This is a genomic window from Macrococcus brunensis (genome assembly GCF_022343725.1).
GTDB classification, from domain to species: Bacteria; Bacillota; Bacilli; order Staphylococcales; family Staphylococcaceae; genus Macrococcus; species Macrococcus brunensis.
Genome location: NZ_CP092179.1, coordinates 385,228 through 410,539, shown reverse-complemented (window position 1 = coordinate 410,539; position 25,312 = coordinate 385,228). Strand labels below are relative to the sequence as shown.

The window sequence follows — 25,312 nt, the reverse complement described above, 5'->3', positions numbered from 1 at the left end:
GTGCGGCTTTTTCTGTCAAATGGAGGACTTTCAATGGAAAACTTAACAAATAAAGTGGCACTTGTGACAGGCGGTTCTCGAGGTATCGGACGCGCAACTGCAATAGCGCTTGCAAAAGAAGGCGTCAAAATAGCAATCACCGGCCGTCATTTTGAAGCACTGCAGGAAACACTTGATATGCTGGAAACAGACGCTACGGCTGTTGTCTGTGATATGCAGAAGGAAGAAGATATTAAAGCGGCAGTGGAACATACACTGGATACTTTCGGGCAGATTGATATTCTCGTCAACAACGCTGGTATTATGAAAACGAATCTTTTCCTTAAGACGTCTGCTGAAGAGATGCGTGAAATGCTTGAAACAAATGTCATGGGTACCTTCACTATGATGCAGCAAGTTCTGCCCCATATGATTGAACAGAAGTCGGGAGACGTTGTGAATATCGCTTCTATGTCAGCGATTAACGCGACAGCTAAATCGGCTGCCTATTCAGCTTCTAAGTTTGCAGTAGCAGGCATGACTGAAGGGGTAATGCGTGAAATGCGCGAACATAACATTCGTACCTTCACTATCAACCCTTCAGCTGTTCTGACAGATTTAATCGGCGAAACGTCGCTCGATCCTGAAACGATGACACACCCTGAAGACATTGCAGACGTCATCGTCAGTCAGCTTAAACTTAATCGTCGTACTTTTATTAAAACGAATCAGATCTGGGCGACTCATCCCGTTCAAAAATAAGGAGGATTTTTTATGTTTATCGTATCAAACCGTATAAAAATGAAATCAGGTTTTGCAGAAAAAATGGCACCACGCTTTACGCAAGGCGGGGGCATTGAAGAATTGAAAGGTTTCGTAAAAACTGAAGTTCTCGCTGTTCAAGGCAACGAAGAACATGATGAACTGCACGTCAACACTTACTGGGAGACATTAGAAGACTTTGAAGCATGGAAAACGTCAGATGCCTTCAAAAAAGCACACCAGCGTCCAGCAGGCGGCAATCAGGATGAATCTCCTATACTCGGCTCTGAACTCGTCATCTATGAGCTTAAATCACAACTTGAACGCTAAAAAAATAACGCCAGTCAGATGACTGGCGTTATTTTTTTAATAAATGAGATGAGCCATTGCAATGATAATCGGTAAGATGATGGCTGTCCGGATCAGGAAAATAGCAAATAATTTAGGCAGACTGACTGGAATCTTCGAGCCCAGTATAACGCCCCCTACTTCTGATAAGTAGATTAACTGCGAGATACTTAAGGCACCAATGACAAAGCGCGTCATTTCACTCGGTACATCTTGAATCAGAATAGCTGGCAGGAACATATCTGCGAAACCGATCAGAATAGTCTGAGACGCTTCAGCAGCATGGGGGACCTGCAGGAAGTCCAGGATAGGAACAAATGGTGCCCCTAAAATCTTAAAGAGCGGCGTGAACTCTGCGAGCATCGTCGCGATTGTACCGATTGCCATAACAACTGGCAGCACTGCAAACCACATATCCATCACTGTACGGAAGCCGAGTCCAAGGAAGTCGCTGAAATTACGTCCTCTATAGCCCCGATGTACCGCATTTTCAAAACCATAGCTGATGGCGTTGTAACCCGCTGGAATATCTTCTTTCAGTTTCTCAGCTGAACCATTTGAGTAAGTATCAGGTACTGATGATAGCGGCCAGATACGCGGTGTAATCATCGCAGCAATCAGACAGGACATAATCACCGTAAAATAAAAGAAGAAGAAATGATTCATGACTTCAACTTGCTTCGCTATAACAATCGCAAACGTAATCGATACGACCGAGAAGCTGGTCGCAATGATGGTCGCTTCTCTTCTTGTATAGAAACCTTCGTCATATTGTTTAGAGGCCATCATGACACCGACTGTACCGTCGCCGACAAATGAAGCGAGGTTCTCTACGGCAGAACGGCCAGGTAATGTGAAGAGCGGACGCATAACACGCGAGAACATCGGACCGATAAACTCGAATAATCCATAGTCCATCAGTAATGGCAGGAAGAGACCTGCGAACAGGAAGACTGTGACAAGTGTCGGCAGCAGATCGTTATAGATCAGACCGCCAGTCGCGTCTGTATTGACAAAAGGCACAGGCAATTTAAAATAAACAACAATTGCGAAGAATGTCCCTAACAGGCGAATAATCAGCCAGATGATATTGACTTCAAACAAATTCTTCATAAATGATGTCTTCGCATTCTTGAAGATTGAACAGTAAAGCGTCATCAGCATTGAGATGATAATGATGACGATGAGTAAAGTAGGCATTCCTTTACCCACAGTTTCTTTAAGCCAGCCTGCGAGAAGTGCAACCGGTAAAGTAGCTTCCCCGTTTACAGTGAGCGGCGTGACAAATAAGAACAATCCCAGGATTGAAGTCAGAATAAACTTCCACATCCCTATTTTATGTTGCTTCGGTGTTAACTTCTCCATCATATCCTCCATCCGAAAAAAGAGCGTAAAAGAATTTTTACGCTCTTTCCTGATTATTTATATGCTATACAGATATATGAAAAAGTATACACAATTCAGAAAACGTTTTCAATATCTAAAGATGTTCTTTTCGTAATGCTTTGATTAAAGAAATCATCATGAAAAAGATAACAACAGAGAATGGCAAAGCTGCAATAATCAGGATGTTCTGTAACCCTTGCGTACCCCCCGCATACATCACAATGCCGGCAATAATGGATAATAATAAACCCCATGTGACTTTAACAAGTGATGTCGGATTGATGTCTCCATCACTGCTGAGCATACCGAGAACATATGTCGCTGAGTCTGCTGAAGTGATAAAGAACAGCGCGATAACGAATAGTGTAATGAAACTCATTATTTTTCCTAGTGGATAATGCTGCAGCATAGCGAATGTCGTTGTTTCAACCGGGAATTGTGATAAATCGATTCCTCCGAGCTGCAGGTGAACAGCAGATGCACCGAAGACCGCAAAGAAAATAAAGCAGACTAGAGCAGGGACTAACAGTACACCCATGATAAATTCTTTGATTGTGCGACCTCTGGAAACACGAGCAATGAAGATACCGACAAACGGCGCCCATGCAATCCACCATGCCCAGTAGAATATCGTCCAGCTATCGATCCACTTACGTCTGCCATCTGCAAGTGGTTCAAGACGCAATGTCATCTCAACGAAATGGGCCACGTAGTTACCTAGTGTATCGGTGAAAGTATTCAGGATATAGACAGTCGGTCCGACGATAAACAGTAAGACCATCAAGGCAAATCCTAGCAGCATGTTGATGTTACTGAGTGTCTTGATACCTTTATCAATACCTGACCAAGCAGACCAGGTGAACAGGATAGTAGACACGACAAGAATAATCACCTGTACAGTGAAGTTACTTGGAATCTTAAACAAATAATTCAGACCTTCATTGATCTGCGCCGCACCAAAACCAAGTGTTGCTGCTACACCCATAACAGTCGCAATAATAGCAAGGACATCTATCGTCTTGCCGATAGGGCCTGCCATTTTTTCTTTGCCGAAAAGTGGCACAAGTGTCGCACTGATCAGGCCAGGATATCCTTTATAGAAACTGAAGTAAGCCAGGACAAGAGCGACTACTCCGTATACCGCCCAGGCATGAATTCCCCAGTGAAAGAAAGCATACTGGAACGCATCGCCAATCGCTTCATTCGAACCGGGCTTCGCTTTAGGTGTCTGTTTGAAAGCATGGCTGATAGGCTCAGCAGTCGTCCAGAAGACGAGACCCATACCCATACCTGCACTGAAGAGCATCGCAAACCAAGAAGGCAGAGAGAATTCCGCTTCTTCGTCAGGTGCCCCCAGTTTAATGCCACCAAACGGTGAAAAGAAGATGTAAAGACAGAAAATAAGAATAATCGCAATGGTAATCAGATAATACCAGCCGAAATTCTTGGTGATAAAAGCAGTCATCTGCTGCGTCAGATTCTGCATACCTGTAGGTGTTATAACACCCCATGCCGCGAATAGAATACAGATAATCGCTGAGATAATAAAGACAGGCGTATATTTTTTCATAATAACCTCCACATTAATTTACGCCTATTTATTCCCTATTAATTCTCCTTTAACCAAAAAAAGAGAAGCTGCTGCTTCTCTCGTTACTCAAATATAATAGATTCCAGCATCTCAATCTCAGCTGCACCTACTTCATCACCCGCTGCACGGAAATGCTTCTTCGCCTTTGTAAAATAGCCTTTCGCTTCTGCCATCTGGCTCTGCGCAGCATAGAGTTCGCCGAGTGCTCGTTCTGCATGTGCTCGGCTCATATCATCCTGTGCCTGGTCTTGTGCTTTATTCAATATACTTAATGCGCTATCATAATCCCCGCTCAGCATCTTCGTATAACCTTGCGCATAATAATTAGCTGCCAGACTTTCCGCATCATTAGTGTCCAGCAGTTTCTCTTCTTGCTGGAAGTAAACTTCTGCCTGTTCGAATTCACTATCCAGCTGTTCGACAGTACCAAGCTGATGCAGAATCGCTGCTTCATCGTCAGAACCTGCCGCATCCAGCATTTCGAGATAGTGCTCTCTTGCCGCGTCAAATTTCTGCTCAGCAATATAAAGATAACCGAGTGCGTGCTGATAAGTCACATAATCCTCTGTACCTGGCGTCAGTTCGTTCTTCATTTCATCGAACAATCGATATGTTTCTTTGTCATCTCCCAGATCGTATGCATCAAAAGCTGCTTCTATCTTTTCATCTATCATGTGAATTCCTCCTTTTTCTTCATTGTAATGTGAGCAAAGAGCAATGTCTAATGAAGACATGTTATAATCGTCTTACCAATTATTGAGAGGAACTGCTATGTCTTATTTTAAACTTTTTACTTTTATTCTCAGCATCTTTGTGGTCGGTATGGTCGAGCTCGTCGTTGCAGGTGTTCTGACTCTTATCAGCGATGATTTAGATGTCTCCCCGGGTCTTGCGGGTCAGCTTGTAACGATTTACGCTCTGACCTTTGCTATCTCCGGCCCTATTCTTGTTAAGCTGACCGAGCGGTTCAACCCGAGAAATGTCCTGCTCGTCAGCCTGGCGATTTTTATGGCAGGGAATGCACTCAATGCATCCGGTCAGACCTTCACATTGATCGTTATCGGTCGTATCATCGCTTCAGCAGCCGCTTCTATCATCGTCGTTAAAATTCTCGCTCTGACAGTTGTACTGAGTAAACCGGAAACAAGAGGTAAAATGCTCGGACTCGTCTACGTAGGCTTTAGCGGCGCCAATGTATTCGGGGTCCCTATCGGTACGAAACTCGGAGAACTGCTCGGCTGGCGTGCAACATTCTGGATGATCGTTCTCTTCAGCTTTATTGCAGCAATTCTGCTATTCTTCCAGCTGCCTAAACACGTGCAGAGCGAGGACTCTGATTCCAGCCGTAATCAGCTGCTATATCCGAAAGAAGCAGCCAAATATATCAGCATCACCTTCATTCTGCTTGCTGCCAACTCAGCTGTCTTCACTTATATCAGTCCGATTATGATCGAACATGGCTACAACTTAACAGATGTATCTATCGCACTCTTTATTGCAGGGATCGGCAGCATGACAGGAACTAGTTTTGGTGGAACGATGACAGACCGCCTCGGCAGCCGTAAATGGCTACTTGTCAGTCTGACGCTCTTCATGCTGACGCTGCTGATTTTTAACTTTGTCCTGTCTTCATTTATTGTGCTGTTACTCGTCATTCTGATCTGGAACTTCTCTGAATGGAGCACCAATCCTGCTATCCAGATGGGCATTATCAAGCAGGTTGAAGGAGATACGAGTCAGATCATAGCATGGAATATGTCAGCTCTTAATGCAGGAATTGGCGCCGGAGCGCTTCTTGGCGGCATTTTACTCGAGAACTTCTCGCTCACGTACAGCCCTTATATGGCAGCCGGTCTGATTGTTATCTGTATCGGTATCGCTTTCTCAATCAAACGGTAAAAAAGAGGCCAGGTTACCCCTGGCCTCTTATATAATGCCGTAATAGCAGCGTGTCATATTAGGAACGATGACTTTACCTTCTTCTGCAAATGCCTGAAATAGTGATTTAAGCGCAGTTACAAAGGCATCGAAATCTTCGTCTGTCTCCTCCAGCGCATAACTTGCTGACAGACAGCGGTCAATGAATTGCTGCTCTTTATAACTCAGATCTTGACGCGTTTCAAATAGTTCAAACTCTCCTTCAAAGAACTGGCGAATCGCATCATCATTATTCATGAGACCGTTGCTGCTTCCCTTGTAGGCAGGACAGTAAGCCTTAAAGATATCCGCTGTTCTGCGGTTGATGAGCGCTGCTTCATCTCTGACATTCCAGATCAGACAGACGGTCCCTCTTGGTTTAAGAATCCGGGTGCACTCTTCTTTAAACAGCTGCCAGTTGAACCAGTGAAACGACTGTGCTGCAACTACCAGATCAACCGTCCCTGCGTCTATCTCCGTATGTTCAGCAGGACGTTCGCTGACAATCAGCTGTTCACACATCAGACTATCTCGCAGACGATCTGCCATTGCCTGATTGGGCTCTACAGCGATAACCTTACATCCTAAATCAAGAAGTTTTTCGGTGAATTTACCGGTACCCGCACCGATATCAGCTATCAGCGTATCTTCTTTTATATTAAATTTCTGTTTTAGAAAAGTCAGCATTTCATCCGGATAAGATGGTCTGCTTTTTTCATATAGAAATGCTTTAGTCGTAAAAACATCCGTATGGTCCATACGTGATCCTCCCGTTAAAAGACTACTTAAACCGCTGTATCAGCTGTCCCTTATCTTCAATCATTTCTATCATACCATACGCTCCGTTAATAATCGCCATCTGTGGCGGTTTATGTCCAAAATCCACATCATAAATCACAGGTTTCCCAAGCTCCCGCGCTATATCCTGATACACATTTTTATAAGTATAGTCTTCCTTGACACTAGGTTTACCCACTCTGCCAAAAATAAGACCAGCTGTTGATTCAAACCATCCTGCGTATTTCATCTGAGTCAATGAGCGTTTCAAATCAACTGTATCCAGTTCGCTGACATCTATATACCATAGAACGTCTTCACCCTCTGTATGCTTTTCTCTAAAAGCAGGAATATCTCCATAAGAGGTGCCGATCAAGTGTCGCATCGTATCGATGCATCCACCGAGCACACGTCCTTCAAAACGAGCTTCTGATAAATCCTGTCCTTTTTCATCCACTGCCTTCCATTTCGTTTTCTCTGTCAGATTAAAAACAATATCAGTAGGATGCTCGTGGTCCCACTCGAGCTGATAGCGTTCAGAAGACGTCTGAATGATCTGGGCACCCTGCTGACAGCTCAGTACATCCAGCCAGCGTGCCGTAACTTTATCCATATGTCTGCCACGTAAATCTACTATATTCGCCATATGTGCTGTAGCAATTCCCGTCTTAAGGGTAATAGCGAGCAGGATAGTCGAAATATCAGAATAACCCGTTAGCCACTTCACTTGCAATGTATCAAAATCAAGATGCTCCAGTATTTCAAGAGCCAGATGTCCGCCCCATGGTGGCATGATAACATCTATATTCGGGTCAGCCATCATGTCCGCTAATCCTGCTGCCCGCTTCTCTGCTGAAGCAGCACGAGCTTTTTCCTGTCCCCAGATATCTTCATTTAAAACAATTTTGAAACCTCTTTCTTCCATTCGCTTAAAAGCCTGATTAAACATATCCTCTGCCTCAGAGAAAATGCCGTTAGATACAGGTGTGATTCCAATTGTACTGTCATCTAGTAATACCGGATATTTCATAGTCGTCATCCCATTCTTTTTTGTCGTGTTTCTCCATTATAAAGCAAAAAAGTGTTTTTCCATAAGGAAAAACACTTAATATGCATATAAATGACTTATCTGTAAAAGACAAGACCGATGACAAGACCCATCAAAACGATGATCCACGGGGCAAGTTTGAAATAATGGAGACAGCAGAATAGCAGGATAAATAAAAAATAATCTTTAATATCGAATAACGTATGACTAATGATGGGATGAATCCATGCAGCAGCGAGAATCCCGATGACTCCTGCATTGATACCGATCAAAGCTTTTCGCATCAAACTTTTCTCACGAATTTGCTGCCAGAACGGCAGACAGCCCGCTACGAGTAAAAAAGCCGGCAGGAAAATCGCTATCATGGCAAATAACCCGCCCCATAATCCGCCTATCACTGCACCAATATATGAAGCAAATGTAAACAAAGGACCCGGCACGGCTTGTGCAAGACCATAGCCTGCAAGAAAGTCATCAGGCTGTAAGAACATCGGTACAAATTCACGTTCAAGAAGTGGCAGTACTACATGGCCGCCCCCAAACACTAATAATCCTGAACGATAGAATTTATCAAAAATAGTTAACCAGTCATTGTGGAGAATATTGGCGAATACGGGTAAACCGATGAGTAAAATAAAGAGTAAGACAAGACAAATGGTACCTGTGCGTCTGGAAACCTGTAGATTTAATACTTCGCCTGGTTGATGATTAGCCTTAAAAATCAGTATTCCGATGATGCCCGAAATCACAATAATGGCTATCTGTGTGATGGCAGATGGCACATATAGACAAGCGAGCAGCGCCAGCAGTGCAAGTCCGACTGTCTGCCATGAATTCAGACTTCCCTTCGCCATGCCAATCAATGCATGAAGCACAACAGCGACAGCCACAAGTTTCAGTCCTTGTATCCATTCGATGGAATCCGGCATCAGTCTGACCGCCAGAATCAGAATCAGTACAGAAGGCAGCGTAAAGCCGAGAAAAGCAGCGATTCCGCCCAGCATGCCGCCTCTCATCATACCGATAGCCATCCCCACCTGACTGCTGGCCGGGCCCGGCAGGAACTGACAGAGTGCGACTAGATCCTGATAGACTTTATCAGATAACCATTTTCTTTTCTCAACATATTCTTCTCTGAAATAACCGAGGTGGGCAGTCGGACCTCCAAAAGACGTGATACCTAATTTTAATGCAACGATGAAAATCTCCAGTATACGATTCATACGGCTCCCCAAATCATTTTCTTTTATCGTACTATGAAAATAGCTGTGAGAAATATTACAAGATTGTAAATTATAGAGTTTATTAAGATTTTGTGAAAACGTATACATTTATGACCCTACATGTTTATAATAAATAGACATCTTAAAGGGAGGATAGACTATATGACGAATACGATTACCATCCGTTCTTATAAATATCCTAATGTGCCTTACATTGAATATTCAGGAGAACTACTTGAAGAAACAAGCCATTACTGGTTTGTTAAATGTCCAGAAAACAATATACTGAAGCATCATATTAAAAATAAGGAAATCGTCTATCAGGAAGCATCCCTGCACTTTTTCTCTAAATATCACGGGTATACGGTCTCTATAGCTATCAATGAAAAAATGGAACCGATCAGTATGTTCTGTAATATCTCGACACCTTGTACCTATAAGGATGGTTATATCACCTACATCGATATTGATATGGATTACGTCAAGAGTAACCAGGAGTGGTATATCAAAAACAGTGATACTTATGTGACGAACAGTCGTACCTTCAATTATCCGATACAGCTGACTAACTTCGCTGTTGTCTCACTCCAGGAACTGAAAAACAATATCGCAGACAACGTCTTTCCGTTTGGCGTCACCAACTTCAGTTCAATCGAAAAATACTCCGCTAAACAATAAAAACCATTCAATCATACGATTGAATGGTTTTTAATTATTTGAACCAGCCGCGAATCAGTTTTTCTACTTCTGCCGCTTCATCGAGGACTTCTTTAATCATCTGTACGTTCTTCTGATCCGGAATCATTTCAGCAACGAATGGCATATCAATAACCGATTTAATCGCACCGGCGATAGATTCATCCGTCGTTTCGACTTTCGGTGCATCAGCAGGAGCTGAATGATGATGTTCCAGTTTCTGAGTGCCTGTAATCATATCGAGGACTTCAAACACTAGATTTCTTAAATCATCATAGTTTTCATGTCCAACGATGTCATTCATCAATGTATTTACATCATCATATTTAGATAATACTTTGCGTCCCGCTCTATAAGTGAGGTATGCTGCACCTGCACCCAGACCGATTTTTACCCATTTATTCATTTGACTGCCTCCTTTTTTCAATACAACTCTATTCTACCCAGTTTCCTTGTCTGAAAACAGGAATAACTTCTCCGTCACGTGTAATGCCGTCAATATCCAGTTCTTTAGAACCAATCATAAAGTCAACATGGATGACAGAATCATTCAGACCGACTGCATCCTGTTCTTCTTTTGACATCGCAGTCGCACCCGGCACTGGTCCAGGATAAGCTTTACCGATTGCAATATGACAAGAAGCATTTTCATCAAAGAGTGTATTATAATACAGAATCCCAGAATTCGAAATCGGTGAATCTACCGGTACTAGCGCCGCTTCTCCGAGTCTACGTGCTCCTTCATCTGATTCGAGCAACTCTTTTAAGACGTCGTAGCCCTTCGCCGCTTCAAAATCAGTGACAACGCCGTCTTTAAAGGTCAGTTTAAAATCGTCGACAATCTGACCATTATAGCTAAGCGGCAGGGTATTAGAAACCACACCATTGACACGGCGGTAATCCGGAGAAGTAAAGACTTCCTCAGTCGGCATATTAACGCGAATATCCAGCCCTTTCGCATTTTTATGGCCGCCACCTGTAAAACGTGCCCCATCAATCAGGCCAATTTCAAGGTCAGTGCCAGGCGCTGTGTATTTCAAGCGGTCAAAATTATAATCTGATAACCATTTCGCACGGGATTTCAGGAATTTACTGTGTTCGTCCCAGGCTGCAACCGGATCCGGCTGATCTACTCGGACTGTCTTCAGAATATAATCCATCAGTTTCTCTTCCGCTTCTTCTACTGATAATTCCGGAAAGACAAGGGCCGCCCATTCCGGTGACGGATAACCGACGATACACCAGTTCTGGTCATAACGCATACGTGATGCACTTAAGTCAGCTGAAGCTGCACGTGCGGCGCGGTTTGCTGCCATCACTTTTTCAGTTTCAGCATCTTTCAAGGCTTCAGGTGAAGTCGCATGAATATAGAGCATAGATGCTTTCTCTGACAGGTAGTAAGCATTCTTCGCTTCAACCTGTGGCAGAATTTCTTCTAACGTCTGCACTGTCTGGTGTTTTGAATGTGTCAAAGTCAGCTGAATATCCGATAAATCAGTGATAACACGCTTAGCGCCTAACTCATAACATGCTTCAGTAACCGCGCGGACGAGATCAAGTGCCGCAATGTCCGATACAACTACAACAGTTTCTTCAGGCTGAACATTCAGCCCTACTTTCGCAATTGTTTCAGCATATTTTTTAATCTTCTCTTCAAATTTTTTCATTATTCATTCAACTCCTTTATCTCATTATATCGGATTCCGAATCAAAAAAAAGTCTGATAAACAAAAAAGATGGACGAATTGTCCATCTTAAGCTTCTGTCGGGATGACTTCGTAACCTTGGTCTTCAATCGCATCGCGGATATTGTCAACCGTTGCCTTGCTGTCATCATAAGCTACTGCTACTTTCCCATTATCCAGATCAACATTAACTTGCTGAACTCCGTCTACTGCACCTACACTTTTTTCAACAGCATCAACGCAGTGCTGACAGGTCATACCTCTTACATCTAACGTCTGATTAGCCAAATCCATCACTCCTTATTCAATATACTTACTCATTATACCCCTTTATTCAACCGGAATCCAAATTTCCGAGAGATAATCGGCTGACTGGGTATCTCCAGAAGGATAGTGCTCCATGATAGGGGCCTCGCGAAGATTATAGGAAGATTTAGGCAGAAAATCATGATGAATTGCATCCATTACTTCTCTTAATTTAAAAGGTAGTGGACCTTCCGCCTCAAATATAAGATAACGGCCGGCCGGCAGTTTACGTGTTTCGAATTCAACAGGATCCTGGTCAGAAGAGACTGCAATCATATAATCTAGTCTGTCATTAGGCTTCGGTATCAATACACCAACAAAGCCATCAATCTGCTGATTCCGGTAGCTTTCAAGTGCTTCTGCTTTCCCTCGAGCTTTAAAATCCTGCCAGTAACTCTGAATACTGCGTCTTGCTTCTGATGCTGTTTCATAATGGACACATTCACCGACCAGTGTAATAGCCTCAACTGAGACTTCATGATAATTCACTATTCTTCCACCCCTTATCTACTTTTAAGTAGTTTATAATAAAGACATTGATTAGATACCCTTTTTTACACATTTCAAGCTATTAGAATAGGAGTCAACCTTCATGACAGAAATTATTATTAATGACGTCTCAAAATCATATCATCGGTCCGTACTGCATAATATTGACGTGGTTGTAGAAGCAGGCATGATTCATGGATTCATCGGTCCTTCCGGTTCAGGCAAAACAACGCTTACGCGTATGATTGCCGGTCTTGAATCACCTTCCAGCGGCTCTATCTATATCAACGATATCCGTGTACCGAATTTAAGCCTGCTTCCTTATATCGGATATATGGCACAGTCAGATGCGCTCTATATGGATTTATCTGGTTACGAAAACCTGAAGTTCTTCACTCAGCTCTTCAATATGAAAAAAGAAGCGGCAGAAAGCAGGATCATCTACGCAGCAGACCTCGTCAATCTGACAGCAGATCTGCAGAAGAAAGTCAGAAACTATTCAGGCGGCATGAAAAGAAGGTTAGCGCTTGCGACAGCTCTGCTGCATGAACCGGATATCTTAATACTGGATGAGCCGACAGTGGGCATTGATCCAGCACTGCGGTCAACTATCTGGTCTGAATTGCAGCAGATGAAAGCAGATGGTCGGACGATTCTGATGACCACTCACGTGATGGACGAAGCGACGCGCTGTGATGCTCTCTCCTTCATTAAAGACGGCACCATCATCGCTTCAGGCACACCCCATGCACTACTTAACAAATATAATGCGCAGACATTTGATGAAGTGTTTATTCGCGCCGGTCAAGGAGAACAATCATGAGAATATTCGGGCTGACAAAACGGCTATTATTAGAACAGCTACGTGATAAACGCACACTCGCGCTACTTATTATTGTGCCAATTTTCATACTGACCCTTTTTTATTTTATCTTTCAGAGCGATGAACCTAACGCGAAATTAGGCGCTGTGAATTTAGAGCCCTCTGTCATCGACACCATTGAAGCACAGAACATTGAAGTAACAGAGCTCAATCAAATGGAGCTGTCACGTCTAACGAGCGAAGAATTGGATGGAATTGCAGAGAAAAAAGAGGATAAAGTGACGTTAACGCTACTTAATAAAGATATCTCAGTTTCAAAAAAACTGGAACTTGTCATCAATCAGACCTATCAGCAGAAGGCACAAGTCACTGTTATAGAAGATATCAAAGCAAAATTCAAAGATCTGACTGAATTATTAAATAAGATTCCATTCAGCCCAACGAAAAATATTAAATTAGATGCACCGCAAAAGACCGCTATTAAGACTACCTATATTTACGGTGATGCTGACACTACGCTTTTCGATACTTTTGCACCGCTTCTGCTTGGTTTTTTTGTCTTTCTATTCGTCTTCTTACTCGCTGGAATGGGTTTCCTGAAAGAAAGAATGACTGGAACGCTCGAGCGTATGCTTACGACACCTATCAGACGCCATGAAATTGTACTTGGCTATGTCTGCGGCTTCGGACTTCTTGCTGTTGTTCAGACAGTTGTTATCGTTTACTATGCCGTCTATGTACTGAAGATCGGCCCTCCTGAATCAATAGGCACAGTGATTCTCATCAATATGACTGTTGCGCTTGTCGCATTATCCTTAGGTCTCCTGCTCTCTGCTTCTGCTAAGTCTGAGTTTCAGATGATGCAGTTCATACCGATTGTCATCGTATCGCAACTATTTTTATCCGGCATTTTTCCATTAGATGCGCTTGCCAGATGGATTCAGGTGCTCGCTTATTTAACGCCTCTCTATTATGCAGGTGATGCGTTAAAAGCAGTGATGTACAAAGAGCAGCCACTTAATCACATTGCATTTGATCTGACTATTTTACTGATTTTTGCTTTAGTATTTATCTCACTGAATATCATCACCTTGAAAAAATATCGCAGATTATAAAAAGAAAATAAGAACTTTCTATGGACAAATCTAAAAATCTGTCATATAATTAAAGAAATTAAATCGAACGTTAAAAAGGTAACACATTCACATGGTACAAGAGTAATCGTGGTTTGTTGATTCTTTTGTAACGTGTGAATTTTTCTTTTTAAAGAGGATTCTGATTTAGTAATAATTTATTGGAGGTCATTATACATGACACAAGGTACAGTTAAATGGTTTAACGCAGAAAAAGGTTTTGGTTTCATCTCAGTTGAAGGCGGAGACGATGTATTCGCTCACTTCAGTGCTATTCAAGGTGAAGGCTACAAAACTTTAGAAGAAGGCCAGGCAGTTGAATTCGACATCGAAGAAGGTCAGCGCGGACCACAAGCTGCTAACATCGTTAAATTATAATTACTAATTCAGAGGAGCTCCGCTCCTCTTTTATTATTTATCGAACATTGGTTTGACTTTTCGGATTTCCCGTTGTATACTTAAACAAATAACATCACACATAGTCGTCTTCACATATTACAAAAGTAATTGGGTTGATCAGTTACTTTTTGTAATATGTGAATTTTTCTTTGAACAGAGATTTTGATATTATTTAATAAATTAATGGAGGTCATTATACATGACACAAGGTACAGTTAAATGGTTTAACGCAGAAAAAGGTTTCGGTTTCATCTCAGTTGAAGGCGGAGACGATGTATTCGCTCACTTCAGTGCTATTCAAGGTGAAGGCTACAAATCTTTAGAAGAAGGCCAGGCAGTTGAATTCGATATCGAAGAAGGTCAGCGCGGACCACAAGCTGCTAACATCGTTAAATTATAATCTTAACGTACAAGAGACGACTCAATTGAGTCGTCTTTTTTTGTGTACTTTTTCAGGAGTTTTCGCGACTCTAATTTTGTATTGTGGGGCTCTGTACTGCGTAAAGTCTAGCTAAGCCCATTTGCTAGACTTTTCTACTCATATTAGGTCACTCTGCATCGCACAAAGTCTAGCTAAGCCCATTTGCTAGACTTTTCTACTCATATCCCCTAACTCCACTGCTCTTAAGTAAAAAAATAGCGATAGATTCTGAATTTAGTCAGAATCTATCGCTATTTTTACCTATATTACTCTTTAAATATCCGCCAGTTCTTCTGCAAGTGGTCTAAAAAAGATATTCAGGAAACTAAACGCACCGTATATGTAGAATAAACCTTGATAGCCAAATCGTTCAAGCAGGAAACCTGACAGGAAAGTTCCCAGGAACTGCCCTGCTGCTAAACTGACAAATGTCACAATGATGCCCATCGCTGGATACTCCGTATAACATCTAGCACACCAGAACGCATAAACGCCCATCGCAAAGACATAGACAAGGCCAAATAACGTTGTAGAGAAAATCATCAGGAAGAAATTTTCTGTAACTACAAGTGTGACGTTCGCAATCGCAAGTAATACGCACGTTAATATATGAACTTTGACAGTTCCCATTCTTTCATTCATATGCCCGGCAAAGCCACCAAGTACACCACCAACGCCCAGCATAATCCAGAACAGATTTTTTACATCATCATGCGGTGTCTGGAAGACGTATGACTGAAAATAGGTCCAGTATGCAGATGTTCCGATGCCTAATAAAACAGTCGAGATAATCATCTTACGGCCGACAAAAATATTTCTGAGATCAGTCTTATAGTTCAGGTGACTCATATCGACTTTTGGCAGCTTCTTATAACTGAAATACATGATGATTAAACTGATGACCAGGAAAATAGCGTAACTAATGCGCCATGCATCCCCGACAATCCAGACGATAATACCGACTAAAATCAAGCCGACGCCAATTCCGGTATTGATCCATGAATTACTTCTATCCTGATGACCGTAACTTACTTTCTCTTTGATAATCTGACCAAAAGGTGCTGTAGCAAGTCCTGCTGCATAACCTAATATAATAACACCAGCACCGAACAGCGGATATTCTTCAGCTACCATTAAATTATATAATCCATATAAAGACAACGAGCCGGATATGAGCAGAATAGCTCGCGGCTGATAGTTCTTAAAAATCGTGAACATGGACACAAGACCCAGGCAATATGTCAAATATGAGATAGCCGAAATCATCCCGGATACTTGATTGGAAAGCTCAAGGTCATCACCAAAATAAGGTAAGAGCAAACCATAACTGAAACGGGAAATACCATATGCCATCGCAATGAAGACAATACCCGTAAAAACTATTTCATTCTGTTTATTCAACTTAAGTCTACTCCTTCATTTAAAATACTATTTCTTATACCCCAGAACATAAAAATAAACCTGTCATTAAATGACAGGTTCTTCTATTTGCCCGTTTCACTGAACAGTTTAATCCGTGCACCGATTTCGTCGCGCACGCGTTGAAAGACTGACCAGTCCTGACCAGCAGGATCTTCAAATCCCCAATGTTCTGTGCGGACGTGCGGGGGTGTAACAGGACAGACATCTTTAGCATGATCGCACAATGTCACTACTAGATCAGCATGGTTCAAAATAGCAAGATCAATTTTATCGGATGTCTGATTACTGATATCAATGCCGACTTCTTTCATCGCTTCAACCGCTTTTGGATTGACTCCATGCGTTTCAATACCAGCAGAATAGACTGTCCAGTTCGGCAGATACTTTTTACCAAAACCTTCTGCAATCTGACTGCGACATGAATTACCTGTACATAGGAAATAAATTGTTTTCATCTTACGCACTCCTTAATTAAATAATATCATCGAGAAATAGAGACCCACTAAAGTAAAGAAAAGCACCGGGATGGTAATGATGATACCCGTCTTGAAGTAAGTTCCCCAAGAAATCTTAACGCCTTTCTGGCTGAGGACATGTAACCAGAGCAAAGTTGCGAGTGAGCCAATCGGTGTTAACTTTGGACCTAAGTCACTGCCGATCACATTGGCAAAGACAAGCGCATGCTGCAGAACCCCTTGTGCCTGTGACTGGTCAATAGCAATTAAATCAATCAGCACGGTCGGCATGTTATTCATCACAGAAGATAGAAAGGCTGACATAAAGCCCATGCCCATAATAGAACCGAACAAACCTGTCGAACTGAACTGATTAATCGCATCTGCGAGCACATTTGTCAGACCGACATTACGCAGGCCGTAAACAACCACGTACATGCCGATCGAGAAGAAGACAATCGCCCACGGTGCTCCTTTTATGATTTTACCGGTGTGAACAGCAGGGCTCGTCCGTGCAAGCAATATAAAAACAATCGCTATTACCCCGGCAATAAAAGAGACAGGTACATGGATGACGTCACTGATGAGGTAGCCGACGAGCAGCAGGGCAAGCACTACCCATGATATCCTGAACAGACGGAAATCTTTGATGGCTGACTTCGGTTCACGTATCATGGATTCATCATACCTTTTTGGGATATGTCTTCTGAAATAAAGCCATAGTACAGTGATGCTGGCGACTAAACTGAATAAGTTCGGCAGTAGCATGATTTTGGCATAATGCGCAAAACCAATGTCGAAGTAGTCGGCTGAAACGATATTCACGAGGTTGCTGACGACGAGCGGCAGACTCGTTGTATCCGCAATAAAACCGGACGCGATAATGAACGGAAATACTACTTTCTCGCTGAATTTTAAGTGACGTACCATAGCGAGTACGATCGGTGTCAGAATCAGCGCCGCCCCGTCATTCGCGAAGAAAGCTGCCACTAACGCACCGAGCACCGAGATGTAGATGAACATGCGCAGTGAACTGCCTTTAGCAAGACGCGTCATATGAAGTGCTGCCCATTCAAAGAAGCCGATTTCGTCCAGTATAAGAGAAATCAGAATCACCGCGATAAACGTAAACGTTGCATTCCAGACTATTCCCGTCACATCGAGGACATCATTGAAGTCAACCACTCCAAATAATAATGCAAGGATAGCCCCACCTACAGCGGAATAACCGATGGACAGACCTTTTGGCTGCCAGATGACCAGTGTAAGGGTCAAGAGAAAAATCAATATAGCAATGATTGTCATGATGCGTCACCACAGCAGTCGGCAGAATGACAGATACAACGTTCCTGCGCTGTGAACAACTGATCATGAACAGCACGCCAGTCCTCTACTTTTTCAGCGTTTAACTGGTACATCGTCTTTTTGCCGTCTTTCCAAGACTGTACGATACCGGCTGACACCAGCTGTTTCATATGATGACTAAGCGTCGGCTGCGATACTTTAAAATGCTCCAAAATATCGCAGGCACATAACGGACCGCAGGACAACAGGTCAATAATCTCAATTCTATTCTTATCAGACAGCACTTTAAAAACCTGTGCCATTTCTTCGTAATTCATCTCTTCACTTCCTTCATATAGATGTTTATCTATACATAATATAGTTTATATATAGATGAATGTCTATATGAAAAATAAAAAAAGAACGCTTACGCGTCCTTAGTAGTTGATAAATCCCATCTCTCTCGCGATTCTCCATGCATTGATTCTGTTCTCAGCACCTAACTTTTCAATGATTAATGACGTATAGTTCCTGACCGTTCCGTCACTTAAATAAAGCTGCTGACTAATTTCTTTACTAGTCAATCCTTTGCCAATTAAAACAAGGATCTCCTGTTCTTTGTCATTCAAAGGATTCTTCGTTAACATCAGTGGCATCAGTTCAGGACTGAATTCTTTCTGTCCTTTCGTCACTTTATCTACCGTTTCAATCAACTCATCGACTGAACGTTCTTTTAAAACATATGCGTCAACATCCAAGTTCAATGATTTCTCAAAATAGCCCGCTCTTTTAAAAGTGGTGACAATAATCACTTTGCAGTCGAATTGTTTTTTTCTGATGTATGCGAGCAGCTCTATCCCATTCATAGTCGGCATCTCGATATCGGTAATCACAACATCATATGAATCATCCAGGAGTCGCACCGCTTCTTCCCCATTACCAGCACCTCTTACATCACTGAACCGTCCACTTATCTTCAGCAGCTGAATCATTGCCTCTCGGAGCATACTTTGGTCCTCTACAATTAATAACTTCATATGTCACCCCCACTCTATCTCGATTGACAGTCCAGGTTGCAAATTACTAAAGCTTAAATGACCATTCAACTTGTTCACCCGCGATTCAAGACTCCGTAAGCGAATCGACCGATCTTGAATACCAATGCCATTATCTCTGTAGATCATTTTATTCTGGCCGTTCTCATTACTCATTTTAATTTCTACAGCAGTCGCTCCGCTATGTTTATAAGCATTGTTAACTAACTCTTTTAGCAACATGACTACATCATGTTTTTCAAAGTTATCCGGCAAGTTCTTAACCTCGTACTGCATATCAATGCCGGCATTTTGTAGGAGAATCTGAGATTGTTTTAATTCAGTCGCTAATGATTCAGACTTAACGTCATCAACGATTTCTCTGACTTTAAGAAGCGAGGTTTTAGATAGATCATTTATCTCCCTCAGTTCTTTTTGGGCCGCTTCAGGCGAATGTTCCATCATTTTTAATGCGAGCTCTGATTTTATAGCTAGTATACTGAAGACCTGCCCTAGAGAATCATGCAAATCCTGTGAAATACGATGACGTTCAATATCTGTTGATAATCTGGCCAGCTGCTGATCTTTAAGCTGTCTTTCCTCTTTTAATCGGTTCTGATAAAAGCTTCGGTCATTAGCGAAAATAATAATGAGCAGAAAAATAATATAAGGTAACGCATACAGACTATTTTTTAAATCAATGATGATGACTGCCGCTAATATCAGGCCAAGCGTACCAATCATGATATATCCATGAATGGAGTTTAATCTTCCCTTTATTACAGATGGTAATGTATAGGCAGGAAACATAAAAAACATGATACAGCCGATATTCATCATTAATGTAAAATAGACCAGACAGAGCATTAAAATAATCCAGGGAATTAGATTAACAGGATGCTTATACTCGTAAAAATAGATCACAACCATACAATAAATGACGATTACTGCAATATCGGCTATGCGCAGAGCCATTGATGGCCGCTCTATCGCAAAAGCAATCGGTACGAATAAAAATAAATAAGCTAAACCATAATGCAGGAGTTTATTGATTAAAAACTTGGTCACTTCATCACTTCCGATTTATTTCGCAGCCACAGTGCAGCTAGTGTAAATATCAGACCATACACTATTAAGATCAGAATAGACTGATATGGATAACTGTCACTGAATAAGCCAGCTGCTAAGTTTTTAAAGTTATAAGTCGGTGAGAGATAGGCAATCTGTTTCAGCCAGTCAGGGAATAAGAATACCGGGAACCATAATCCACCTAACATTGCCAATCCTAAGTAGAGAATATTACTGACAGTGGACATGCGCTGCGCATCATTGAACTGGGATAAGAGTAGTCCAAATGTTAAGTAAATCATACCACCGAACAGTAGACTTAGACCACTAATCATCCATTCAAATGCAGTCATATTCACACCTTTAATGAAATGGCCGACTAAGAATACGATGATAATAGAAAGCATAAACATCACCATTATTTTAAGGACTTTGCACACGTAGTACAGTATAGGTGATAGGGGTGCTCTGAACAGCGTTTTACTCCATCCCTCTTTCTTATCGTTGATCATCTCGAGCGGGAAAGTAAACATCGCAAAGCTAGTCAGGCTGAATGTCGTCATAGAAAGCAAATAATCTCTTATTAATTGCTGTGTTTCAGCTGACGCATCTTTTTCGTTCAGCGAAGAGAAAATCAGGAAAAATATGACGGGCATCAATATAGACATAATGAAAATCCCTTTTCTGTTCTTAACATCAATCAGTTCATACTTCATCATCGCCTTAAACTGTTTCATGATTATCAACCTCCACTGCTTTAAATACGCTCTCAAGTAGCGATATATTCGTCATCTCAATTTCCGCAAATGAAACCTGTTCTTTTACTAAATACTGCATCACTTCATCAATTTTTTCAGTCTCATAATAAGAAAACTGTGAGTCTTCTTTAATTTTATGAGCATGGATGAGCTTAATTGATTTAGGCACAACGATTAATTTCTTTTTATCTTCAATTCTGATTAAACGCGGTGTGCTGTCTCTGATAATTTCTCCTTGATTTAGCAGGACAATGCGATCAGCCAGCGTTTCAACTTCTTCAATGTAATGTGATGTGAATAAAATCGTTTTCCCGTCTAATTTTAGTTCTTCAACCAGTTCGTAAAATCGTTTTCTTGTGTTCGTGTCCATACCGGCAGTGGGTTCATCCAGAATAATGAATTCGGGCTGTCCCATCAAGGTAAGAGCCACATCAAGAATTCGTTGCTGCCCTCCTGAAAGTTTTTGTGCGGGTCTGTTTAAAATGTCATCATCAAATAATGTAATCTGCTGGATTTGCTTGATAGATAAAGGCTTTTCATATAGATTCTGAAACAATTCAATGATCTGTCTGACTTTCATATGAGGGGTGTAGTAAGTGTGCTGATAGAGGACACTCGTAAAATGATGATCGAGCAAATACTTGCTCCCTATTATTTCTCCAGATGCTTTCTTATTCCCCAGTAAGACATCTATCAAGGTTGATTTACCTGCTCCATTCGGTCCGACTAAAGCAATAACATCTCCTTGATTAATCTCCAAGTTAATATTCTGCAGAATCGTTTTGTCTTTGATTTTTTTTGAAATATTGTTTAATTGAATCATAGTATCGCCTCCTTGATTCAATTAAACAATATTCCATACCTGTATCATATTCACATCCGTCACACTTTTCATATGACAAATGTCATAAAAAAAGAACGCTTACGCGTTCTTATAATGCACTGACCATCCATGTAATGCCGAATGGGTCTTTGAACATTCCATATAACTTTGTCCATTCTGTCGCCCCAAGAGGCATTGTTTCCTCACAGCCTGCAGCAATCGCCTGCTGGAAGAATGCCTCTGCTTTTTCTACAGCTTCTGCGTCATTACCGTCAAATGTAAAACAGACGTTAACGCCTTCATTATTGACTGGACGCTGCCCCATCGTGTCACTGACCATAAAACGTTCTCCAAGTAACTCAAATTCAGCATTCATCACAAATCGCTTTGCCACTTCATCCGGCATCTTATATTCTGCCGGCATATCTTTGAACATCTCATCGTCACCCATCGTCTGATTGATGATGCGTGCACCTAACTTGTTCTTATAAAAATCAAGTGCTTCAAGGAAATGTGCAAAATTGAAATACGTGACTGCTTTAAACATGGATAGCCTCCTTTTAATTAAGACATTTCCATTATATAAGATTGCACACAATTAATTGACTACATCACAATGATATTAAAAAGATGTCCGTCCGGATCCTGGAACATGATACCATAGTAACCCATCCGTTCATGGGGTTCATTCAGTAACTTACCACCTAAGTCATTGATCTTACCGGCAATCTCGTCAACTTCTTCGTTCGTCTTCGCATCAAATGAAACGATAGTTTCATTTGCAGTGTGACCGTCTGTCAGTTCACGGCCGATATTACGTGCAATCGCATCTTTCTGAAAGAACATCAGAACCTGGTCGCCTATTTTAAATGCCACACGTCCATCAGCTGCACCGCCTCCACTATAAGTCATACCAATTCCTTCATAAAAACGGATAGTCTGGTCAATATCTGCAACAGGAAAGTTAAGCCAGTATGAGTTCATCGTCATTCTCCTTTTTAAGATAACTTTAAGATAAATTTACACTATTCCTTAACAGATTGGAACTAATAATCCCCACGCACACTCTATTAGTTCTATAATAGAACTATTGTGAGAAGGAGTGTTGTCATTGTTTTATTTATTAATCGCATTAGCTATCGGTTTCGGCATTCCGATTCAGACAGCGATCAATTCAAGGCTGCGGTCTTATGTGCTTTCACCATTTGTCGCTTCTTTCATTTCATTCTTAGTAGGCACGATTTTCCTGTCGGTCGTCACACTGCTGACTAAACACACGCTGCTCGTGCCATCTGAAATATTTACGTCCTCACCATGGTGGCTATGGATTGGCGGATTACTTGGTGTCATTGGTCTGACTGGTAATATTCTGCTCTTCCCAAAACTCGGCGGTGTTCAGACGGTTATCCTGCCTATTCTCGGCCAGATATTTGCCAGCATGATCATTGATCATTTCGGTTTCTTCGGGTCACCTGTTATTCCGTTTTCACTGATCAGAGCGCTTGGTGTCTTACTTCTTATTTTAGGTATTCTCGCCGTCATCGCTTTACCCGGATACTTGCGTAAACGAAAAGGACATGTGCCAGAGGTAACAGAAGGCGGGCGCTTACCGTTCCAGCTGTTCGGTATTTTAGCCGGCGCCATGATGGCGACACAGTCAGCGATTAACGGCCGGTTAGGCGCAGTACTAGAATCACCTGTTCATGCAGCTTTCATTTCATTCCTAGTAGGGCTTATCCTGCTGTTCATCACCATTACATTCTTCCTGCGCAAGCTGCAGAATGTTAAATTCGCAATGGGCAAAAGTAAACCTAAGTGGATCTGGCTCGGTGGTATAATCGGTTCATTCTTCGTTCTGACGATGGCAGCCCTTGTACCGATTCTCGGTACTGGGCTTGTCGTAGTCGCTGGTCTTTTCGGACAGCTCGTCTGTAGTATTCTGATTGACCAGTTCGGCTGGTTCGGTGCCCGTAAGTCACCCACAACAGGTATCCAGATACTCGGACTTGTGTTGATGGTCGCTGGTGTCATTCTTATTAAACTTGTATAAAACAAAAGAGAGGCTTTTGCCTCTCTTTATTTGTTGACGACATCAAATGTATCAGGATAAAAATCATAATGCATCCGGTCAAAAGGAAAGACTCTGACGACTGCTTCTCCGACAACCTGGTCTTTCTTAATCAGTCCCAGCTCATAACGACTATCGCTACTATTGTCTCGGTTATCTCCTAGAACCATATAATAACCATCTGGTATCTTTGACTCTCCATTGGCATGCACCAGTTCTTTAACTGATATATTCTCAGTCAGAAACTCATTTTGTTTATGTTTCTTGTTTTCATCCAGATACGGCTCTGCTACTTCTTTACCGTTGATTAACAGCTGATCGTTGCGATATTCCACCGTATCACCCGGTACCCCGATTAAACGCTTAATATAGTCCTTCTCTTCATTCGCATGAAAAATCACGACATCGCCGCGCTGAATTTTATCCATTGATTTCGCGATCTTACTGACAATCAGGCGATCACCATCATGAAAAGTAGGCGACATAGACTCTCCACTAACCACGTACTGCGTGAATAAAAAAGTATTGACTATGAAATAGATGATCACCGCAGTAACAATCGCAATCAGTCATTCTCTGAGTTCTTTCTTCATCTTCATCTCTCCTCGAGATTTTTTCTTTCAATACTACCATGAAGGAAGAGAAAAATCTTGTTTGAACCTTTTTCATTCCAATCAATTAAACCGATTAAATCCGCCTTCACTACTGATGACTTCCCCGGTAATCCAGCTCCCTTTATCACTATGGAGGAATAAGACAAGATTAGCGATGTCATCCGGTGTGCCCCAACGTTTCTGATTGAATCGATCTGCTATATCCTGATAGATATCGCTCTCTTTGTCCATATAGCCTGTATCTGTCGGTCCTGGATTGACGACATTGACTCTTATATTCTTTTCACCTAAGACCAAGGCACTCTGTCTGCCTATTTCACTGATTGCTTCTTTAGACACTGCATAAGGTATTTCACCTGACATTGGTCCTTTGCTCTGTCCGGAAGTGAAAAGAGTAATACACCCGCCCGATGACTGTTTACTATATGCCTGAATGAAGAGCATGGATGCTGTGACGTTTGTAATCAGATGCCGATTAATCTCCTCATAAGTCCAGTCTCCTAATTCATTCATTGTACTGTAGGCATGATTCAGCACAAGATGATCGATTTTACCTGCTTCTTCAAAAAGTTTTTCTACATTTCCTTCGACACTTAAATCACTATCTTTTAATCTGACGATATCATCAGACAAAGTTGCTTCCTGTCCTGCATCTTTATATCGCAGATCTTGATCGTACTGACTTGAGCCATGAACCAGTACCTCGTACCCTTCTTCCGCGAATCTTCCAGCAAGTGTCGCACCGATTCCTGAAGGTCTGCTGACACCCGTTATTAATATTCTCTTCATTCAAAGTCCCCCTT

Annotated in this window: 31 protein-coding genes; 9 read left to right on the top strand and 22 right to left on the bottom strand. The window is 41.9% G+C overall.

Translation table 11 applies throughout. The features are described 5' to 3' along the window. The first annotated feature begins 33 nt into the window (after positions 1–33). Both MGG13_RS02210 and MGG13_RS02205 read left to right on the top strand, forming a co-directional pair. Positions 34–741 carry an SDR family NAD(P)-dependent oxidoreductase gene (locus tag MGG13_RS02210; RefSeq protein ID WP_133431721.1) on the top strand — a complete coding sequence of 236 codons (708 nt, stop codon included), beginning with the start codon at positions 34–36 and terminating at the stop codon, positions 739–741. Positions 742–753: 12 nt separating this feature from the next. After that, positions 754–1,071 (top strand): heme oxygenase, encoded by a 318-nt coding sequence (locus MGG13_RS02205; RefSeq protein ID WP_133431722.1) that lies wholly within the window; start codon positions 754–756, stop codon positions 1,069–1,071. Between the two features lie 36 nt (positions 1,072–1,107). Here the strand turns inward: MGG13_RS02205 and MGG13_RS02200 are convergent, their stop codons facing one another. The 3 genes from MGG13_RS02200 to MGG13_RS02190 all read right to left on the bottom strand — a co-directional run bounded on the left by MGG13_RS02200 (position 1,108) and on the right by MGG13_RS02190 (position 4,740). Beyond that, on the bottom strand, positions 1,108–2,454 hold the full coding sequence (locus MGG13_RS02200) for a YjiH family protein (RefSeq protein ID WP_133431723.1): 1,347 nt from the start codon (positions 2,452–2,454) through the stop codon (positions 1,108–1,110). Between the two features lie 115 nt (positions 2,455–2,569). After that, positions 2,570–4,045, bottom strand: a complete 1,476-nt coding sequence (locus MGG13_RS02195) for a BCCT family transporter (RefSeq protein ID WP_133431724.1) — start codon at positions 4,043–4,045, stop codon at positions 2,570–2,572. 83 nt (positions 4,046–4,128) lie between these two features. Then, positions 4,129–4,740, bottom strand: coding sequence for a tetratricopeptide repeat protein (locus tag MGG13_RS02190; RefSeq protein WP_133431725.1), 612 nt, complete (start codon positions 4,738–4,740; stop codon positions 4,129–4,131). A gap of 97 nt (positions 4,741–4,837) precedes the next feature. Between MGG13_RS02190 and MGG13_RS02185 the strand changes: the two genes are divergently transcribed. After that, positions 4,838–5,965, top strand: a complete 1,128-nt coding sequence (locus MGG13_RS02185; protein WP_239035215.1) for an MFS transporter — start codon at positions 4,838–4,840, stop codon at positions 5,963–5,965. A 27-nt stretch (positions 5,966–5,992) separates the two neighbouring features. Here MGG13_RS02185 and MGG13_RS02180 read toward each other — a convergent pair whose 3' ends face one another. The 3 genes from MGG13_RS02180 to chrA all read right to left on the bottom strand — a co-directional run bounded on the left by MGG13_RS02180 (position 5,993) and on the right by chrA (position 9,031). Further along, complete coding sequence (locus MGG13_RS02180; protein WP_133431727.1) at positions 5,993–6,742, bottom strand: class I SAM-dependent methyltransferase; 750 nt, start codon at positions 6,740–6,742, stop codon at positions 5,993–5,995. A gap of 22 nt (positions 6,743–6,764) precedes the next feature. Then, positions 6,765–7,799, bottom strand: coding sequence for a S66 family peptidase (locus tag MGG13_RS02175; RefSeq protein ID WP_239035214.1), 1,035 nt, complete (start codon positions 7,797–7,799; stop codon positions 6,765–6,767). A gap of 86 nt (positions 7,800–7,885) precedes the next feature. Next, positions 7,886–9,031 carry a chromate efflux transporter gene (chrA, locus tag MGG13_RS02170; protein ID WP_239035213.1) on the bottom strand — a complete coding sequence of 382 codons (1,146 nt, stop codon included), beginning with the start codon at positions 9,029–9,031 and terminating at the stop codon, positions 7,886–7,888. A 162-nt stretch (positions 9,032–9,193) separates the two neighbouring features. Between chrA and MGG13_RS02165 the strand changes: the two genes are divergently transcribed. Further along, entirely contained in the window at positions 9,194–9,709 is a 516-nt protein-coding gene (locus tag MGG13_RS02165) for a DUF402 domain-containing protein (protein ID WP_165983088.1), read from the top strand. 34 nt (positions 9,710–9,743) lie between these two features. Here MGG13_RS02165 and MGG13_RS02160 read toward each other — a convergent pair whose 3' ends face one another. From MGG13_RS02160 to MGG13_RS02145, 4 genes are all read right to left on the bottom strand, one after another. Then, a complete protein-coding gene (locus MGG13_RS02160; RefSeq protein ID WP_239035212.1) occupies positions 9,744–10,133 on the bottom strand; it encodes a hypothetical protein in 390 nt (129 codons plus the stop codon). 28 nt (positions 10,134–10,161) lie between these two features. After that, positions 10,162–11,394 (bottom strand): aminopeptidase, encoded by a 1,233-nt coding sequence (locus MGG13_RS02155; RefSeq protein WP_239035211.1) that lies wholly within the window; start codon positions 11,392–11,394, stop codon positions 10,162–10,164. A gap of 87 nt (positions 11,395–11,481) precedes the next feature. Then, entirely contained in the window at positions 11,482–11,700 is a 219-nt protein-coding gene (gene copZ / locus MGG13_RS02150) for a copper chaperone CopZ (RefSeq protein ID WP_133431733.1), read from the bottom strand. A 42-nt stretch (positions 11,701–11,742) separates the two neighbouring features. Beyond that, on the bottom strand, positions 11,743–12,207 hold the full coding sequence (locus MGG13_RS02145) for a GyrI-like domain-containing protein (protein WP_165983089.1): 465 nt from the start codon (positions 12,205–12,207) through the stop codon (positions 11,743–11,745). A gap of 103 nt (positions 12,208–12,310) precedes the next feature. On the opposite strand from MGG13_RS02145, the gene MGG13_RS02140 reads away from it, so the two are divergent. The 4 genes from MGG13_RS02140 (at position 12,311) to MGG13_RS02125 (ending at position 14,962) form a co-directional block, all read left to right on the top strand. Further along, positions 12,311–13,030 carry an ABC transporter ATP-binding protein gene (locus MGG13_RS02140; protein WP_133431735.1) on the top strand — a complete coding sequence of 240 codons (720 nt, stop codon included), beginning with the start codon at positions 12,311–12,313 and terminating at the stop codon, positions 13,028–13,030. Next, on the top strand, positions 13,027–14,145 hold the full coding sequence (locus MGG13_RS02135; RefSeq protein WP_239035210.1) for an ABC transporter permease: 1,119 nt from the start codon (positions 13,027–13,029) through the stop codon (positions 14,143–14,145). Before MGG13_RS02140 ends, MGG13_RS02135 begins: the two co-directional genes overlap by 4 nt. Positions 14,146–14,340: 195 nt before the next feature. Then, a complete protein-coding gene (locus MGG13_RS02130; protein WP_133418548.1) occupies positions 14,341–14,541 on the top strand; it encodes a cold-shock protein in 201 nt (66 codons plus the stop codon). 220 nt (positions 14,542–14,761) lie between these two features. Continuing rightward, positions 14,762–14,962 (top strand): cold-shock protein, encoded by a 201-nt coding sequence (locus tag MGG13_RS02125; RefSeq protein ID WP_133417978.1) that lies wholly within the window; start codon positions 14,762–14,764, stop codon positions 14,960–14,962. A gap of 294 nt (positions 14,963–15,256) precedes the next feature. Here MGG13_RS02125 and MGG13_RS02120 read toward each other — a convergent pair whose 3' ends face one another. The 10 genes from MGG13_RS02120 to MGG13_RS02075 all read right to left on the bottom strand — a co-directional run bounded on the left by MGG13_RS02120 (position 15,257) and on the right by MGG13_RS02075 (position 22,811). Beyond that, the gene (locus tag MGG13_RS02120; RefSeq protein WP_133431738.1) at positions 15,257–16,384 is read right to left on the bottom strand and encodes an MFS transporter; all 1,128 of its coding nucleotides are present in this window, start codon (positions 16,382–16,384) and stop codon (positions 15,257–15,259) included. A gap of 83 nt (positions 16,385–16,467) precedes the next feature. After that, a complete protein-coding gene (gene arsC / locus MGG13_RS02115; protein WP_133431739.1) occupies positions 16,468–16,869 on the bottom strand; it encodes an arsenate reductase (thioredoxin) in 402 nt (133 codons plus the stop codon). 3 nt (positions 16,870–16,872) lie between these two features. Then, entirely contained in the window at positions 16,873–18,165 is a 1,293-nt protein-coding gene (locus tag MGG13_RS02110; protein WP_239035209.1) for an arsenic transporter, read from the bottom strand. Beyond that, positions 18,162–18,482 carry an ArsR/SmtB family transcription factor gene (locus tag MGG13_RS02105; protein WP_133431741.1) on the bottom strand — a complete coding sequence of 107 codons (321 nt, stop codon included), beginning with the start codon at positions 18,480–18,482 and terminating at the stop codon, positions 18,162–18,164. Before MGG13_RS02105 ends, MGG13_RS02110 begins: the two co-directional genes overlap by 4 nt. A gap of 99 nt (positions 18,483–18,581) precedes the next feature. After that, positions 18,582–19,181: a response regulator transcription factor gene (locus tag MGG13_RS02100; protein ID WP_133431742.1), complete on the bottom strand. Its 600-nt coding sequence runs from the start codon at positions 19,179–19,181 to the stop codon at positions 18,582–18,584. A gap of 3 nt (positions 19,182–19,184) precedes the next feature. Then, complete coding sequence (locus MGG13_RS02095) at positions 19,185–20,246, bottom strand: sensor histidine kinase (RefSeq protein ID WP_239035208.1); 1,062 nt, start codon at positions 20,244–20,246, stop codon at positions 19,185–19,187. After that, positions 20,243–20,983 (bottom strand): ABC transporter permease, encoded by a 741-nt coding sequence (locus MGG13_RS02090; protein ID WP_239035207.1) that lies wholly within the window; start codon positions 20,981–20,983, stop codon positions 20,243–20,245. Before MGG13_RS02090 ends, MGG13_RS02095 begins: the two co-directional genes overlap by 4 nt. Next, the gene (locus tag MGG13_RS02085) at positions 20,970–21,827 is read right to left on the bottom strand and encodes an ABC transporter ATP-binding protein (protein WP_133431745.1); all 858 of its coding nucleotides are present in this window, start codon (positions 21,825–21,827) and stop codon (positions 20,970–20,972) included. Before MGG13_RS02085 ends, MGG13_RS02090 begins: the two co-directional genes overlap by 14 nt. A 109-nt stretch (positions 21,828–21,936) precedes the next feature. After that, entirely contained in the window at positions 21,937–22,374 is a 438-nt protein-coding gene (locus tag MGG13_RS02080) for a VOC family protein (RefSeq protein ID WP_239035206.1), read from the bottom strand. A gap of 59 nt (positions 22,375–22,433) precedes the next feature. Beyond that, a complete protein-coding gene (locus tag MGG13_RS02075) occupies positions 22,434–22,811 on the bottom strand; it encodes a VOC family protein (RefSeq protein WP_165983090.1) in 378 nt (125 codons plus the stop codon). A 127-nt stretch (positions 22,812–22,938) separates the two neighbouring features. Here MGG13_RS02075 and MGG13_RS02070 point away from each other — a divergent pair, with 127 nt between their 5' ends. Next, positions 22,939–23,877 (top strand): DMT family transporter, encoded by a 939-nt coding sequence (locus MGG13_RS02070; RefSeq protein ID WP_239035205.1) that lies wholly within the window; start codon positions 22,939–22,941, stop codon positions 23,875–23,877. Positions 23,878–23,903: 26 nt separating this feature from the next. On the opposite strand, the gene lepB is transcribed toward MGG13_RS02070, so the two are convergent. Together lepB and MGG13_RS02060 are read right to left on the bottom strand one after the other, a co-directional pair. Further along, positions 23,904–24,464: a signal peptidase I gene (gene lepB, locus MGG13_RS02065; RefSeq protein WP_239035655.1), complete on the bottom strand. Its 561-nt coding sequence runs from the start codon at positions 24,462–24,464 to the stop codon at positions 23,904–23,906. A gap of 105 nt (positions 24,465–24,569) precedes the next feature. Further along, entirely contained in the window at positions 24,570–25,298 is a 729-nt protein-coding gene (locus tag MGG13_RS02060; RefSeq protein WP_239035204.1) for an SDR family oxidoreductase, read from the bottom strand. Between the last annotated feature and the right edge of the window lie 14 nt (positions 25,299–25,312).

What these genes read in the sequence shown, in the direction of transcription:
- MGG13_RS02090 (WP_239035207.1), bottom strand. Translation starts at nt 20,983, where the DNA reads ATGAAACAGTTTAAGGCGATGATGAAGTATGAACTGATTGATGTTAAG.
- MGG13_RS02135 (WP_239035210.1), top strand. Translation starts at nt 13,027, where the DNA reads ATGAGAATATTCGGGCTGACAAAACGGCTATTATTAGAACAGCTACGT.
- MGG13_RS02110 (WP_239035209.1), bottom strand. Translation starts at nt 18,165, where the DNA reads ATGACAATCATTGCTATATTGATTTTTCTCTTGACCCTTACACTGGTC.
- MGG13_RS02155 (WP_239035211.1), bottom strand. Translation starts at nt 11,394, where the DNA reads ATGAAAAAATTTGAAGAGAAGATTAAAAAATATGCTGAAACAATTGCG.
- MGG13_RS02195 (WP_133431724.1), bottom strand. Translation starts at nt 4,045, where the DNA reads ATGAAAAAATATACGCCTGTCTTTATTATCTCAGCGATTATCTGTATT.
- MGG13_RS02165 (WP_165983088.1), top strand. Translation starts at nt 9,194, where the DNA reads ATGACGAATACGATTACCATCCGTTCTTATAAATATCCTAATGTGCCT.
- MGG13_RS02100 (WP_133431742.1), bottom strand. Translation starts at nt 19,181, where the DNA reads ATGAAGTTATTAATTGTAGAGGACCAAAGTATGCTCCGAGAGGCAATG.
- MGG13_RS02125 (WP_133417978.1), top strand. Translation starts at nt 14,762, where the DNA reads ATGACACAAGGTACAGTTAAATGGTTTAACGCAGAAAAAGGTTTCGGT.
- MGG13_RS02180 (WP_133431727.1), bottom strand. Translation starts at nt 6,742, where the DNA reads ATGGACCATACGGATGTTTTTACGACTAAAGCATTTCTATATGAAAAA.
- chrA (WP_239035213.1), bottom strand. Translation starts at nt 9,031, where the DNA reads ATGAATCGTATACTGGAGATTTTCATCGTTGCATTAAAATTAGGTATC.
- MGG13_RS02060 (WP_239035204.1), bottom strand. Translation starts at nt 25,298, where the DNA reads ATGAAGAGAATATTAATAACGGGTGTCAGCAGACCTTCAGGAATCGGT.
- MGG13_RS02185 (WP_239035215.1), top strand. Translation starts at nt 4,838, where the DNA reads ATGTCTTATTTTAAACTTTTTACTTTTATTCTCAGCATCTTTGTGGTC.
- MGG13_RS02205 (WP_133431722.1), top strand. Translation starts at nt 754, where the DNA reads ATGTTTATCGTATCAAACCGTATAAAAATGAAATCAGGTTTTGCAGAA.
- MGG13_RS02075 (WP_165983090.1), bottom strand. Translation starts at nt 22,811, where the DNA reads ATGAACTCATACTGGCTTAACTTTCCTGTTGCAGATATTGACCAGACT.
- MGG13_RS02130 (WP_133418548.1), top strand. Translation starts at nt 14,341, where the DNA reads ATGACACAAGGTACAGTTAAATGGTTTAACGCAGAAAAAGGTTTTGGT.
- MGG13_RS02175 (WP_239035214.1), bottom strand. Translation starts at nt 7,799, where the DNA reads ATGACGACTATGAAATATCCGGTATTACTAGATGACAGTACAATTGGA.
- MGG13_RS02105 (WP_133431741.1), bottom strand. Translation starts at nt 18,482, where the DNA reads ATGAATTACGAAGAAATGGCACAGGTTTTTAAAGTGCTGTCTGATAAG.
- MGG13_RS02190 (WP_133431725.1), bottom strand. Translation starts at nt 4,740, where the DNA reads ATGATAGATGAAAAGATAGAAGCAGCTTTTGATGCATACGATCTGGGA.
- MGG13_RS02200 (WP_133431723.1), bottom strand. Translation starts at nt 2,454, where the DNA reads ATGGAGAAGTTAACACCGAAGCAACATAAAATAGGGATGTGGAAGTTT.
- MGG13_RS02160 (WP_239035212.1), bottom strand. Translation starts at nt 10,133, where the DNA reads ATGAATAAATGGGTAAAAATCGGTCTGGGTGCAGGTGCAGCATACCTC.
- MGG13_RS02080 (WP_239035206.1), bottom strand. Translation starts at nt 22,374, where the DNA reads ATGTTTAAAGCAGTCACGTATTTCAATTTTGCACATTTCCTTGAAGCA.
- MGG13_RS02210 (WP_133431721.1), top strand. Translation starts at nt 34, where the DNA reads ATGGAAAACTTAACAAATAAAGTGGCACTTGTGACAGGCGGTTCTCGA.
- MGG13_RS02140 (WP_133431735.1), top strand. Translation starts at nt 12,311, where the DNA reads ATGACAGAAATTATTATTAATGACGTCTCAAAATCATATCATCGGTCC.
- MGG13_RS02085 (WP_133431745.1), bottom strand. Translation starts at nt 21,827, where the DNA reads ATGATTCAATTAAACAATATTTCAAAAAAAATCAAAGACAAAACGATT.